Annotated in this window: 6 protein-coding genes and 1 pseudogene; 5 read left to right on the plus strand and 2 right to left on the minus strand. The window is 73.8% G+C overall.

The window, feature by feature from the left end:
* Window positions 1-35: 35 nt before the first annotated feature.
* Window positions 36-2,549, plus strand: a pseudogene (gene hrpB / locus ACSLIC_RS04800) (ATP-dependent helicase HrpB); the annotation flags it as partial.
* A gap of 536 nt (window positions 2,550-3,085) precedes the next feature.
* Here hrpB and ACSLIC_RS04805 read toward each other — a convergent pair.
* Window positions 3,086-4,798, minus strand: a complete 1,713-nt coding sequence (locus ACSLIC_RS04805) for a lytic transglycosylase domain-containing protein (protein ID WP_436736421.1) — start codon at window positions 4,796-4,798, stop codon at window positions 3,086-3,088.
* Window positions 4,799-5,175: 377 nt separating this feature from the next.
* Window positions 5,176-7,902: a DNA polymerase I gene (polA, locus tag ACSLIC_RS04810; RefSeq protein WP_436736422.1), complete on the minus strand. Its 2,727-nt coding sequence runs from the start codon at window positions 7,900-7,902 to the stop codon at window positions 5,176-5,178.
* A 188-nt stretch (window positions 7,903-8,090) separates the two neighbouring features.
* On the opposite strand from polA, the gene ACSLIC_RS04815 reads away from it, so the two are divergent.
* The 4 genes from ACSLIC_RS04815 (at window position 8,091) to ACSLIC_RS04830 (ending at window position 14,068) form a co-directional block, all read left to right on the plus strand.
* Entirely contained in the window at window positions 8,091-10,367 is a 2,277-nt protein-coding gene (locus ACSLIC_RS04815; RefSeq protein WP_436736423.1) for an FdhF/YdeP family oxidoreductase, read from the plus strand.
* A gap of 94 nt (window positions 10,368-10,461) precedes the next feature.
* Window positions 10,462-10,935 carry a PaaI family thioesterase gene (locus ACSLIC_RS04820; protein WP_436736424.1) on the plus strand — a complete coding sequence of 158 codons (474 nt, stop codon included), beginning with the start codon at window positions 10,462-10,464 and terminating at the stop codon, window positions 10,933-10,935.
* Window positions 10,936-11,788: 853 nt separating this feature from the next.
* Window positions 11,789-13,033 (plus strand): branched-chain amino acid ABC transporter substrate-binding protein, encoded by a 1,245-nt coding sequence (locus ACSLIC_RS04825; protein WP_436736425.1) that lies wholly within the window; start codon window positions 11,789-11,791, stop codon window positions 13,031-13,033.
* Between the two features lie 102 nt (window positions 13,034-13,135).
* Window positions 13,136-14,068 carry a branched-chain amino acid ABC transporter permease gene (locus ACSLIC_RS04830; RefSeq protein ID WP_436736426.1) on the plus strand — a complete coding sequence of 311 codons (933 nt, stop codon included), beginning with the start codon at window positions 13,136-13,138 and terminating at the stop codon, window positions 14,066-14,068.
* Window positions 14,069-14,073 lie beyond the last annotated feature (5 nt).

A 14,073-nucleotide genomic window follows, 5' to 3' on the forward strand; every position in this document is an offset into this window, starting at 1 on the left:
CCGGCGGCCGGGGCGGGCGTACGAGACTGGGGGGCATGATCCGTACCGCCGCCCTGGCCCAGCTGCCCGTCCGCTCCGTGCTGCCCGCGCTTCGCGAGGCGCTGGACGGGCCGGGTACGGCGGTGCTGTGCGCGCCGCCCGGAACCGGCAAGACGACGCTGGTCCCCCTCGCCCTCGCCGGGCTGCTCGGGGACGGGCCGCCGCGCCGGGTGCTGGTCGCCGAGCCCCGCCGGATCGCCGCGCGGGCCGCCGCCCGGCGGATGGCGTGGCTGCTCGGCGAGGAGCCGGGGCGCAGCGTCGGGCACACGGTGCGCGGCGAGCGGGTGGTCTCCCCGGACACCCGGGTCGAGGTGGTCACCACCGGCGTGCTGGTCCGCCGCCTCCAGCGGGACCAGGAGCTGCCGGGCGTCGACGTCGTCGTCATCGACGAGTGCCACGAGCGGCACCTCGACGCGGACACCGCCGCCGCCTTCCTCCTGGACGTACGCGCGGCGCTGCGGCCGGAGCTGCGGCTGGTGGCGGCGTCGGCCACCACCGACGCGCAGGGGTGGGCGCGGCTGCTGGGCGGGGCGCCGGTGGTGACCGCCGAGGGGGTGAGCCACCCGGTGGAGACGGTGTGGGCGCCGCCGCCGGCGCCGGTCCGTCCGCCCCACGGGATGCGGGTCGATCCGGCGCTGCTGGCCCATGTCGCGGCGACCGTGCGGCGGGCGCTGGCCGAGTGCGACGGGGACGTGCTGTGCTTCCTGCCCGGGGTCGGGGAGATCGGGCGGGTGGCCGGGGAGCTGGGGGCGCCGGCGGGGGTGGAGGTGCTCCAGGTGCACGGGCGGGCGCCGACCGCCGTGCAGGACGCGGTGCTCGCCGGGTCAGCGGGGCGCCGGGTGGTGCTGGCCACCTCGGTCGCCGAGTCGAGCCTGACGGTGCCCGGGGTGCGGGTGGTGGTGGACTCGGGGCTGGCCCGCGAGCCGCGTACCGACCACGCGCGCGGCCTCAGCGCGCTCACCACGGTGCGGGCCTCGCAGGCGTCGGGGCGCCAGCGCGCGGGGCGGGCGGGCCGGGAAGCGCCGGGGTGGGTGTACCGGTGCTGGGCCGAGGCGGAGGACGCCCGGCTGCCGCGTTTCCCGCCGCCGGAGATCAAGGTCGCCGACCTCACCGCCTTCGCCCTCCAGGCCGCTTGCTGGGGCGACCCGGACGCCTCCGGTCTCGCGCTGCTCGACCCGCCGCCCGCCGGGGCGATGGCCGCCGCCCGTGAGGTGCTGACCGCGCTCGGCGCGCTGACCGGGCGGGGCTCCGTCACGGCGCGGGGCGAGCGGTTCTCCGGCGTCGGGGTCCACCCCCGCCTGGCGCGGGCACTGCTCGACGGGGCGCCCGAGATCGGCGGAGCCCGGGCGGCGGAGCTGGTCGCCCTGTTGAGCGAGGAGCCGCCGCGCGGCTACGGCGACGACCTGGCCGCCGCCTGGCGCACCGCGCGCCGGGGCCAGGACGCGTACGCGGCCCGCTGGCGGCGGGAGGCGAAGCGGCTGGCGCCGGCGGTACGCGGCACTGCGCCGGGCGGGGGCGACGGCGCGGCCGGCGACGACGCGGCGGCCGGGCTGGTCGCGGCGCTGGCCTTCCCCGAGCGGCTGGCACGGGCCCGGGGCGGCGAGGGCTACCTGATGGTCTCCGGCACCGGCGCCGAGCTGGGCCCCGGTTCGGCGCTGCGGGAGAGCCGCTGGCTGGCGGTGGCGGTCGCGGACCGGCCGGTGGACCGGCCGCGGGCCCGGGTGCGGCTGGCGGCGCCGGTGGACGAGGCGACGGCCCGGCGGGCGGCGGCGCCGCTGCACCGGGAGGGCGAGGAGATCGGCTGGAGCGGCGGTGACGTGGTGGCCCGCCGGGTGGAGCGGCTGGGCGCGGTCGAACTGGCGGTACGCCCGCTGTCCGGCGCGAGCGGCGCCGAGCAGGTCCGGGCGGCGCTGCTCTCGGGCCTGGAGCGGGAGGGCCTGGGCCTGCTGCGCTGGACGCGGGAGGCCGCCGAGCTGCGCCGGCGCCTCGCCTTCCTGCACCGGGCGGTGGGCGGCGCCTGGCCGGACGTCTCGGACGCCGCGCTGCTGGCCCGCGCCGAGGAGTGGCTGGAGCCGGAGCTGGGGCGGGCCCGGCGCCGCGCCGACCTGGCCCGGATCGACGCGGGCAGCTGCCTGCGGCGGCTGCTGCCGTGGGCGGGCGGTGAGGCGGCGCGGCTGGACGAACTGGCCCCGGAGCGCCTGGAGGTCCCGAGCGGCTCCCGTGTCCGGCTCGACTACGCCGACCCGCAACGGCCGGTGCTCGCCGTCAAGCTCCAGGAACTGTTCGGCCTCACCGGTACTCCGCAGGTCGCGGGCGTCCCCGTCCTCGTCCACCTCCTCTCCCCGGCGGGCCGCCCGGCGGCGGTCACCGCCGACCTGGCCTCCTTCTGGGCGGACGGCTACCGCGCGGTCCGCGCCGAACTCCGCGGCCGCTACCCGAAGCACCCCTGGCCGGAGGACCCGGCGACGGCCCGGGCCACCCGGCACACGAAGGCGCGGACGGAGCGGGAGGGGCGGGCGACCGCGCCCCGGCCGCTGAACGACCTCTCGGAGGACGGGGATGCTCCTCTGGCCGGGTTGAACGTTCCCTGCCACCGCCTGCGGTACGTGCCTGGCGGTGGCAGCACGAAAGGCGGCGCCCTCAGCCCGCCCGCGACGGCCCGAAGGCCGAGTGCACCCTCCGGGCACTGCGCCTCGGCCTCCTCGCCCGCCGACCGGGCGGCGACGCCGGGCGCGGGTCCTCGACACCCAGGCGTATCCGTCGTGCCCGCCTCCGGGGACCCGTGCAGCTGCACCGGGCCCGGACCGGGGGCAGCCGCTTGGCCCGGTCGGCGGGCGCGTCGGCGGTCCCGGCCCCGAGGCGATGGCGGCCGGTGCGGACAGCCGACGGCTCGCCGGCACTCGCGCGTCGCGGGATTCCAGCGGTCCGCCCATCGCACGTGTGGCGAGCGGGGCAGGGGCGCAGCCCGTGGCTCGGCCGCCACGGGCTGCGGACGAACGACGTGTCCCCGGGGCCGGCCGCCCGTACCTCGGGGCGGCCGTGGCCGTCAGGCCGCCTCCGTCACCTTCAGTTCCAGGACCACGACCGCCCCGCCCGTCGTCTCCACGCGCAGACGGAAGGTGCCGGTGGTGTCGTCGGCGTGGAGTTCGGGCAGGACGAGGCGGCCCTTCGCGTCGGTGGTGAGGGGGAGTTCGCGGGTGCGGCGTTCCTCGGCGGGCTCGTCGCCGGGGGTCAGGAAGTACGGGCCCTTGTCGGCGGCCTTGTCACCGTCGGCGCCGTCGGCGCCGGCGAGGACGGTGGCGGTGGCGGCGACGCCCGGGGCCGCCCTGCCCTCACGGGTGGCGGCCAGGGCGACGCGGCCCTCGAAGGTGACGCCCGCCTCGCAGGTCAGTTCCGCCTCGTCGGTGCGGACCAGCTTGTCGGCGCGGGGCGCGGTGACCTCGCCGCGCAGTCCGAGGGAGACGGGCTCGGTGGTGCCCAGGAGGGTGGCCTTGACGGTGAGGGCCCCCGGCTTGCCGCCGGCGAGCAGGGCGGGCGCCTTCGCGACGCCGTCGGCCCCCGTGGTGACGGTGGCGGTGGTCGTGCCGTCCTCGAAGGCGGTGCCGGTCTCCCCGGCCACGGTGAAGCGGACCTTGGCCTCGGCGGCGGGCTTCTTGTCGGCGCGTTCGGCCCGCACGGCCAGGCGGTCGGCGAACCGCTCGCCGGCGGGGGCGCTGAGCGTGCCCTCGCCGAGGTCGGCCAGGCGGGTGGCGGGCGCGGGCTTCGTGGGCGGCGGCGTGGCCGGGGGCGGGGTCGTCGGCGGAGTGGTGGGCGGCGGAGTCGGCTTGGGCGAGCCGCCGTCGCCGGGCTCGGCCGGCTTGCCGGGCTTGCCGGGCGACGGGCTCGGCGTGCCGGGGCGGACGGAGCCGGGCGGCGGGGTGGTGGTGCCGTTGCCGGTCGGGGCGGACGGGGCGGGCAGGCTGCCGTCGGGGATCTGGACGGCGCCCTTGCGGTAGTAGTCGTACCAGTGCAGGACGGTCCGCAGGTACTCCTGCGAGCGGTTGTAGCCGAGGATCGCCTGGTGCAGGTCGCCCTCGACGCTCAGGTCGCGGTCGTGGGCGCAGAGGTAGCTGCCGGCGGCGAGGGCGGCGTCGTAGATGTTGTTGGGGTCGCGCCTGCCGTCGCCGTCGCCGTCGCGGCCCCAGCTCTCCCAGGTCTGCGGGATGAACTGCATGGGGCCGACGGCGCGGTCGTGGAGCGTGTCGCCGTCGTAGGCGCCGCCGTCGGTGTCGGAGATGTCGGCGAAGCCGACTCCGTTGAGGACGGGGCCGAGGATCGGGGACGGCGTGGTGCCGTTGCCGTCGAGGCGGCCGCCACGGGCGTGGCCGGACTCCACCTTGCCGATGGCGGCGAGGAGTTCCCAGGGCACGCGGCAGCGGGGGTTGCTGGCGGCGAGGGACGCCTCGGCCTTGCGGTAGGCGTCGAGGACGGTCGCGGGTATCCCGGACTCGGCGGAACCGGTGGTCGGGGTCTCGTCCGGCGGATCGTTCCGCCCCGGGCCCTTCAGCGGCGGCAGCTCGGTGTGGTAGGGGGAGTCGCCGGTGACCGACGGGGCCTCCTGGTCGGGCGCGCTCGCCGAGGGCCGGTCGGCGGCTGCGGCCGCCGGCTGCCCGCTCACCACCGTGGGGGCTCCGGAGGCGGAGAGTGCCGCCATCGCCGCCGCCGCGACGGCCGTACTGGCTGCTCCCCGCCGCATCCGCCGTCCGAACAGTGCCGCCATTGTGTGGAACCCCTCCCGCGTCGACGAGCCGTCCCCCGAGGCGCCTGCGCCCACTCGGACGGCTCAGGCGACCCTACGGGACCTTGCCGCGCACGGGCACCCGTCGCTGACCGGTATTCACCACTTGGCCACATGCGCGCGGTCGGCACGTCAGCTACGCACCGGCCGACCCTTTCGACACGGCAGCACACCGGAGGGTTGTACGTGGCCGGCGGACCGGCGCGTTTCCTCCACGCGGGCGGGGCGAACTCCCACCGGCTCCGGCTGCGCCCCGCTCGGCGTCCGGGCGGCCCGCCCGGGGACGACCCACGGGCCGCCCGCCCGGGGCCCCTCCCGTCCGGGCGGCCCGCCGGCCGCTCCCGTACGACGCGTCGGCGTCAGTGCGCGGCGGCCTCCCAGTTCTGGCCGACGCCGACCGAGACGTCCAGCGGCGCGCGGAGCCGCACCGCATCCGCCATCTCGCGGCGGACGAGCTCCTCGACGCGCTCGCGTTCGCCGGGGGCGATCTCCAGGACGATTTCGTCGTGCACCTGGAGGAGCATCCGGCTGCTGAGCCCGGCTTCGGCGAGGGCGCGGTGGACCCGCAGCATGGCGATCTTGACGATGTCGGCGGCGGTGCCCTGGATGGGGGCGTTGAGCGCCATCCGCTCGGCGGTCTCACGGCGCTGGCGGTTGTCGCTGTTGAGGTCCGGGAGGTAGCGGCGGCGGCCGAGCATCGTCTCCGTGTACCCGGTGGCGCGGGCCTCGTCCACGACGTGCCGCAGGTAGTCGCGGACGCCGCCGAACCGCTCGAAGTAGGTGTCCATCAGCGCGCGCGCCTCGCCCGCGTCGATGTTCAGCTGCTGGGAGAGGCCGAAGGCGGAGAGCCCGTACGCCAGGCCGTACGACATGGCCTTGATCTTGCGGCGCATCTCGGCGTCGACGGCGTCCCGCTCGACACCGAAGACCTGGGAGGCGACCGTGGTGTGCAGGTCCTCGCCGGAGGTGAACGCCTCGATGAGGCCCTCGTCCTGGGAGAGGTGGGCCATGACGCGCAGCTCGATCTGGCTGTAGTCGGCCGTCATCAGCGACTCGTACCCCTCGCCGACCACGAAGCCGCGGCGGATCGCGCGGCCCTCGTCGGTGCGGACGGGGATGTTCTGGAGGTTCGGGTCGGTGGAGGAGAGCCGGCCGGTGGCCGCGACGGTCTGGTTGAACGTGGTGTGGATACGGCCGTCGGCGGCGATCGACTTGATCAGGCCCTCGACGGTGACGCGGAGCTTGGCCTGCTCGCGGTGGCGCAGCATGATCACCGGCAGCTCGTGGTCGGTCTTCGCGGCGAGCCAGGCGAGGGCGTCGGCGTCGGTGGTGTACCCGGTCTTGGTCTTCTTGGTCTTCGGGAGGTTCAGCTCGCCGAAGAGGACTTCCTGGAGCTGCTTGGGCGAGCCGAGGTTGAACTCCCGGCCGACCGCGTCGTGCGCCTCCTTCACCGCCTGCTGGACGGCGGCGGCGAACTGCCGCTCCATCGCCTCCAGATGGGCGCGGTCGGCGGCGATGCCGGAGCGCTCCAGCGAGGCCAGCAGGATCGAGGTGGGCAGCTCGACGTCGGCCAGCAGCCCCGTCGCGCCGACCTGCTCCAGCCGCTCGCCGAAGGCGGCGCCGAGGTCGAGGACGGTGCGGGCCTGCACCATCAGGTCGTGCGCCTCCGCCTCGTCGTCGGCGCCGAGGGTGAGCTGCCCGTCCGCGGCGGCCGGGGCCAGCTCGCGGCCCAGGTACTCCAGGGAGAGGGTGTCCAGCGCGAAGGAGCGGCGGCCGGGCTTGACCAGGTAGGCGGCGAGGGCGGTGTCCATCGTGACGCCCTCGACGCGCCAGCCGTGCTCGGCGAAGACCCGCATGACGCCCTTGGCGTTGTGCAGGATCTTCGGGCGGTCGGCGGCGGCCAGCCACTGCGCGAACGCCTTCTCGTCGGCCTCGTCCAGCCGCGCCGGGTCGAACCAGGCGGCGGCCCCGCCGGGCGCGGCCAGCGCGACCTCGGTGACCGAGCCCTCGCCGAGCTTCCAGGTGTCGACGGTGGCCATGCCGAGCAGCGCCGCGCCGTGCTCGGCGAGCCAGGGCTCCAGCTCGCCCGCGCCGAGGACCGTACCGTCGATCTCGACGGCGGGCTCGGTGGCGGGCTCCTCCTCGGCCGCTCCCGGGTCGACCGCGAGCAGCCGCTCACGCAGCGACGGGTTGCGGATCTCCAGGGTGTCCAGGAGCAGGGTGAGGGCCTTGCGGTCGTAGGGGACGCGCTCCAGGTCGGTGACGGTGCGGTCCAGCTCGACGTCGCGGATCATCTCGGTGAGGCGGCGGTTGAGCTTCACCGCCTCCAGGTGGTCGCGGAAGTTCTGCCCGGCCTTGCCCTTGACCTCGTCGGCGCGCTCCACCAGCTCGGCGAAGGAACCGAACTGGTTGATCCACTTCGCGGCGGTCTTCTCGCCGACGCCGGGGATGCCCGGGAGGTTGTCCGAGGGGTCGCCGCGCAGGGCGGCGAAGTCCGGGTACTGGGCGGGGGTCAGCCCGTACTTCTCCTGGACCTTCTCGGGGGTGAAGCGGGTCAGCTCGGAGACGCCCTTGGTCGGGTACAGCACCGTGGTGTGGTCACTGATCAGCTGGAAGGAGTCGCGGTCGCCGGTGACGATCAGGACCTCGAAGCCCGCCGCCTGCGCCTGCGTGGCCAGCGTGGCGATGACGTCGTCGGCCTCGAAGCCGTCGACCGCGAAACGCGGGGCGCGCATCGCGTCGAGCAGCTCGCCGATCAGCTCGACCTGGCCCTTGAACTCGTCGGGGGTCTTGGAGCGGTTCGCCTTGTACTCCGTGAACTCCTCGGACCGCCACGTCTTGCGGGAGACGTCGAAGGCGACGGCGAAATGCGTGGGCCGCTCGTCACGCAGGGTGTTCGCCAGCATGGACGCGAAGCCGTAGATCGCGTTGGTCGGCTGGCCGGTCACGGTCGTGAAGTTCTCCGCCGGCAGCGCGAAGAACGCCCGGTACGCCAGGGAGTGCCCGTCCATGAGCATGAGGCGGGGGCGGTCGGCTGCCGGATCGCCGACCGCCGCGGACTTCTTCTTCGATGCTGTCTCTGCCACGCCTTTGATCCTGCCACGCCGCTGCGACAGTCGGCTCCGCGCCGTCGCGCCCGGCGTCCTCACCGGAAGCTCGCCGCAGGTCACTGACGGCTGCCGGCCCGGCATGACAGGATCGAAGGCGGTCCAGACAGTAAGGCGTCCGGCCCGGCCCGCGCCGGCCCGGCACCCGGCTCGAAGGGGAGCGCAGCATGGCAGCCAAGCCGCCCACCGGTGACCCCGTACAGGACGCCCCCGAGGTCGGGGCGGCCCAGCACGCCGCGGCCGGCCTGCCCGCGGTCGCCCGTTCCCTGCGAATGTCCGCCCGGCAGATGGGCGTGCGCCGCACCGCCCTGACCCTGCTCCGGGTCAACCAGAAGGACGGCTTCGACTGCCCGGGCTGCGCCTGGCCCGAGCCGGAGAAGCGGCACGCGGCGGAGTTCTGCGAGAACGGCGCGAAGGCCGTCGCGGAGGAGGCCACACTGCGCCGGGTCACCCCCGCCTTCTTCGCCGAGCACTCCGTCGCCGACCTCGCCGGGCGCAGCGGCTACTGGCTGGGCCAGCAGGGCCGCCTCACCGAGCCGATGCACCTGGCCGAGGGCGCCGACCACTACACGCCGGTCAGCTGGGAGCGGGCCTTCGAGCTGATCGCCGGCGAACTGAGCGCCCTCTCCTCCCCCGACGAGGCCGTCTTCTACACCTCGGGCCGCACCAGCAACGAAGCCGCCTTCCTCTACCAGCTCTTCGCCCGCGAGTTCGGCACCAACAACCTCCCCGACTGCTCGAACATGTGCCACGAGTCGTCCGGCTCCGCCCTGACCGAGACCATCGGCGTCGGCAAGGGCAGCGTGCTCCTGGAGGACCTGTACCAGGCCGACCTGATCATCGTCGCCGGGCAGAACCCGGGCACCAACCACCCCCGGATGCTCTCGGCGCTGGAGAAGGCGAAGCAGGGCGGCGCGAAGATCATCACGGTCAATCCGCTGCCCGAGGCCGGCCTGGAGCGGTTCAAGAACCCGCAGACCGTCAAGGGCATGGCCCGCGGCACCGCGCTGACCGACCTCTTCCTCCAGATCCGCCTCGGCGGCGACCAGGCCCTGTTCCGCCTCCTCAACTCCCTCGTCCTGAAGACGCCGGGCGCCGTCGACGAGGAGTTCGTCGCCGCTCACACCCGGGGGTACGAGGAGTTCGCCGCCACCGCCGCGCAGGCCGACTGGGATGAGGCGCTGACCGCGACCGGGCTGGAGCGCACCGAGGTCGAGGCGGCGCTGCGGATGGTGCTGGCCTCCGAGCGCACCGTCGTCTGCTGGGCGATGGGCCTCACTCAGCACAAGCACTCCGTGCCCACCATCCGCGAAGTGGTCAACTTCCTCCTGCTGCGGGGCAACATCGGACGCCCGGGCGCCGGGGTGTGCCCCGTGCGCGGCCACTCCAACGTCCAGGGCGACCGCACCATGGGCATCTTCGAGCGCCCCGCCCCGGCCTTCCTGGACGCGCTGGAGCGCGAGTTCGGCTTCGCCCCGCCCCGCCACCACGGCCTCGACGTGGTCCGCGCCATCCGCGCGCTGCGCGACGGCGAGGCCAAGGTCTTCCTCGCCATGGGCGGCAACTTCGTCGCCGCCTCGCCCGACACGGAGGTCACCGAGGCGGCGATGCGCAAGGCGCGCCTGACCGTCCACGTCTCCACCAAGCTGAACAGGTCGCACGCGGTCACCGGCGCCCACGCCCTGATCCTGCCGACGCTCGGCCGCACCGAGCGGGACGTCCAGGCGGGCGGCGAGCAGTTCGTCACCGTCGAGGACTCGATGGGCATGGTCCACGCCTCCCGCGGCCGCCTGGAGCCGGCCGGGCCCGCCCTGCTCTCGGAGACCGCCATCGTCTGCCGCCTGGCCCGCGCCACCCTCGGCGCGCGGTCGGCCACCCCGTGGGAGGAGTTCGAGGGGGACTACGCCCTGATCCGCGACCGGATCGCCCGCGTCGTCCCCGGCTTCGAGGAGTTCAACGCCAAGGTCGCCGACCCGGCCGGCTTCACCCTGCCGCACGCCCCGCGCGACGAGCGGCGCTTCCCCACCCCCAGCGGCAAGGCGCACTTCACTGCGGCCCCCGTCGAGTACCCGCGCGTCCCCGAGGGCCGCCTGCTGCTCCAGACCCTGCGCTCGCACGACCAGTACAACACCACGGTCTACGGCCTCGACGACCGCTACCGAGGCATCCGGGGCGGCCGCCGCGTCGTCCTAGTCAACCCCGACGACGCCCGCGAACTGGGCTTCGCCGACGGCGCGTACGCCGATCTGGTCGGCGAGTGGAAGGACGGTGTGGAGCGGCGCGCGCCCGGCTTCCGCGTCGTGCACTACCCGACGGCGCGCGGCTGCGCCGCCGCCTACTACCCGGAGACCAACGTCCTGGTGCCCCTCGACTCCACCGCCGACACCTCGAACACCCCGGCCAGCAAGTCGGTGGTGGTCCGCCTGGAGCCGTCCGGAAGCTGACCGCCCGGCGGGACCCCTGCCGCGTCGGCCCGCCGCCGGTTACGGTAGCCGTGAACGAGCGCTTGCTCAGAGCTTTGACGAACGGAGTCGGACCATGGGTGAACAGCAGACCGTCGAGTTCCCGCAGGAGGTTCTCGACGAGTACGCCTCGCTCGGCGTCGACCTCGCAGCCCTCTTCTCCGCCGGGCACCTCGGCACCCGCATGGGCGTCCAGATCCGGGAGGCGTCCGCCGACCGCGTCGTCGGCACCATGCCCGTCGAGGGCAACACCCAGCCCTACGGCCTGCTGCACGGTGGAGCCTCCGCCGTCCTCGCGGAGACCCTCGGCTCCGTCGGCGCCATGCTCCACGGCGGCCCGCACAAGCTCGCCGTCGGCGTCGACCTGAACTGCACCCACCACCGCGGCGCCCGCTCCGGACTGGTCACCGGCGTCGCCACCCCCGTACACCGCGGCCGCTCCTCCGCCACCTACGAGATCGTCATCACCGACGACCAGGACAAGCGCCTCTGCTCCGCCCGCCTGACCTGCATGCTCCGCGACGCGGGCGGGGCGGCGCCGCAGCGCTGACCCGCCCTCGGACGGCGGCGGACCCCGGCCACGGGGCGCCGCCGCCCCGGACGCGACCCGGCAGCCGCGTCGCCCGTCCCCCTCGCCGTCCCCGGCGACACCCGCACGCGCCATGCCCGCACCCTCCTTCCCCCCACGCGGTCGAGCCTGAGCAACGCTCCCGCGACCCTCGGCGCTCCGGACGGCGCGGCCGTCCCTTCCCGGGCGGCCCCGCCGCGCCGCCCTCCACCCCCGCGCGCCTCCCGACCGGGCGAGGCCCCGGACCGGCCGCCCTCCGGCCGGAGATCCGATATCCGAATACAGCCATCCGCATATCGGACGCCCGCCCTGCAAACCCCGTACGCCCCCCCTCCATCCCCCCTGCCCCTTTTCTCCGGCAGTGGATATGCCCCGCGCACTCCCCATAGGTGCGCATGAGAGCAATTACGGCACAGCGGCCCGGAATGCAGGCATCCATTTCCTCGGTGTAACACTAGGTAACATTGAGGTAATCCAGCCCCCCGGAATCCCCCCTCCCCGACGGGACCGAAAACACCCCATTCATGGACCACCCCCGGGCCACGCACCCCAACTCCCCACGCCCGCAAGGGCGTCACCCCGCACACTCAGCCCGTTCTCACCATCCGGACATTCAGAACGGGGGATTCCTCCCTTTAACGCCCTCCCCGGACCTGTCCGTATTACGCCCCCGTCATAACAAGAGAGTCACATCATTGGCCTGACCTCTCCACCACGCCCACCTGCACGCTTAGAGTCACGGCCAGTCACCGCGCCACCGGATTTCCATTCACTTCGGTCTGCGCAGGACCGGCGTTCCACGACGGAAACGCCGTGTTAGGGGAGAGGACTGATCGTGCGCCACCGTTCCTTGCTCGTCATCACCACCGCCGTCACCGCCGGGGCTCTGACCCTGTCCGCCTGCGGGTCCCGCGACGACAGCGCCGGAGGAGGAGGCGGTGGAGGTGGCAAGCAGACCGTCGTCATCGGCCTCGACGCTCCGCTGACCGGCGACCTGTCCGCGCTCGGCCAGGGCATCAAGAACTCCGCCGAGCTCGCCGTCAAGACGGCCAACAAGAACAACGAAGTCGACGGCGTCACCTTCAAGCTCCAGGCCCTCGACGACGCCGCCCAGGCCGCCACCGGCCAGCAGAACGCCACCAAGTTCATCGCCGACGACAAGGTCCTCGGCGCCGTCGGCCCCCTCAACTCCGACGTCGGCCAGTCCATGCAGAAGGTCTTCGCCGACGCCGGCATGGTGCAGGTCTCCCCGGCCAACACCAACCCCGAGCTCACCCAGGGCAAGGACTGGCAGGACGGCAAGAAGGCCCGGCTGTACGACACGTACTTCCGCACCTCCACCACCGACGCCATCCAGGGCCCGTACGCGGCCAAGTACATGTACGAGGAGGAAGGGCTCAAGCGGGTCTTCGTCATCGACGACAAGAAGACCTACGGCGCGGGCCTCGCCGGCACCTTCGCCGCGGAGTTCAAGGAACTCGGCGGCAAGGTGGTCGGCTCCGACCACATCAACCCCGAGGACCGCGACTTCTCCTCCGTCGCCAGCAAGGTCGCCAAGTCCAAGGCCGACTTCGTCTACTACGGCGGCGAGTACCCCGCCGGCGCCCCCCTGGCCAGCCAGATCAAGAACGCCGGCGCCAAGATCCCCACCGTCGGCGGTGACGCGCTCTTCAGCGGCGAGTACATCAAGCTCGCCAAGAAGAACGCCGAGGGCGACTTCGCCAGCTCCGTCGGCGCCCCCCTCGACACCCTCGACACCGCCAAGGAGTTCATGAAGAACTACAAGGCCGAGGGGTACGAGAACACCTGGGAGGCATACGGCGGGTACGCCTACGACTCCGCCTGGGCCATCATCCAGGCCGTCAAGGCCGTCGCCGAGAAGAACGACGGCAAGCTCCCCGCCGACGCCAAGGACGCCCGCAAGCAGGTCACCGAAGCCATGCAGTCCGTCAAGTTCAGCGGCGTCACCGGCGAGGTCGGCTTCGACGAGTACGGCGACACCACCAACAGGCAGCTTTCGCTCTACCAGGTGACCGACGGGGCCCACAAGCCGGTCCAGAGCGGCGAGTACGAGGGCTGACCCGCCTCACACCGCCCCGGAACGAACATCCCTGACCGCGCGGGGGCGCCACCAGCGCCCCCGCGCGGCCGTATCTGACCACACTCACTCGGAGGCCCCGCGGTGCACGATCTGCCGCAGCAACTTGCCAACGGCCTGCTACTCGGCGCGCTGTACGGACTCATCGCAATCGGTTACACGATGGTCTATGGCATCGTTCAGCTCATCAACTTCGCCCACGGCGAGATATTCATGATCGGAGGCTTCGGAGCCCTCACCGCCTGGCTCTGGCTCCCCGACGGCACCGGCGTCCTCGTCGCCCTCCCCGTCATGATCCTGCTCGGCATGGTCTTCTCCGTCACCGTCGCCGTCGGCGCCGAACGGTTCGCCTACCGGCCCCTGCGCGGCGGCCCCCGCCTCGCCCCGCTCATCACCGCGATCGGCCTCTCGCTCGTCCTCCAGCAACTCGTCTGGTCCTTCTACCCCAAGGCCAGGGACGGCGCCCTCAGCTTCCCCCACTTCGAGGGCGGACGCATCGACCTCGGAGCCTTCTCCATCAGCCGCGGCGACCTCTTCATCCTCATCGCCGCACCGGTCTGCATGATCGCCCTCGGGATCTTCGTCTCCAAGACCCGCACCGGCCGCGCCATGCAGGCCACCTCGCAGGACCCCGACACCGCCAAGCTCATGGGCATCAACACCGACCGCATCATCGTCACCGCGTTCGGCATCGGCGCCGCCTTCGCCGCCATCGCCGCGGTCGCGCACGGCCTCAAGTACGGCGAAGTCCAGTTCCGCATGGGCTTCATCGCCGGCCTCAAGGCGTTCACCGCCGCGGTCCTCGGCGGCATCGGCAACATCTACGGCGCCATGATCGGCGGCCTCGTCCTCGGCGTCACCGAAACCCTCGCCACCGCCTACATGGAGAACGTGCCCGGCATGAGCATGTTCGGCGGCGGAGCCTGGAAGGACGTCTGGGCCTTCGTCCTGCTGATCCTGGTCCTCCTCCTGAGGCCCCAGGGCATCCTCGGCAGCCGCGGCGCGGATCGGGCGTGATAGAG

The organism is Streptomyces sp. BBFR102 (assembly GCF_051397025.1).
Lineage (GTDB): Bacteria > Actinomycetota > Actinomycetes > Streptomycetales > Streptomycetaceae > Streptomyces.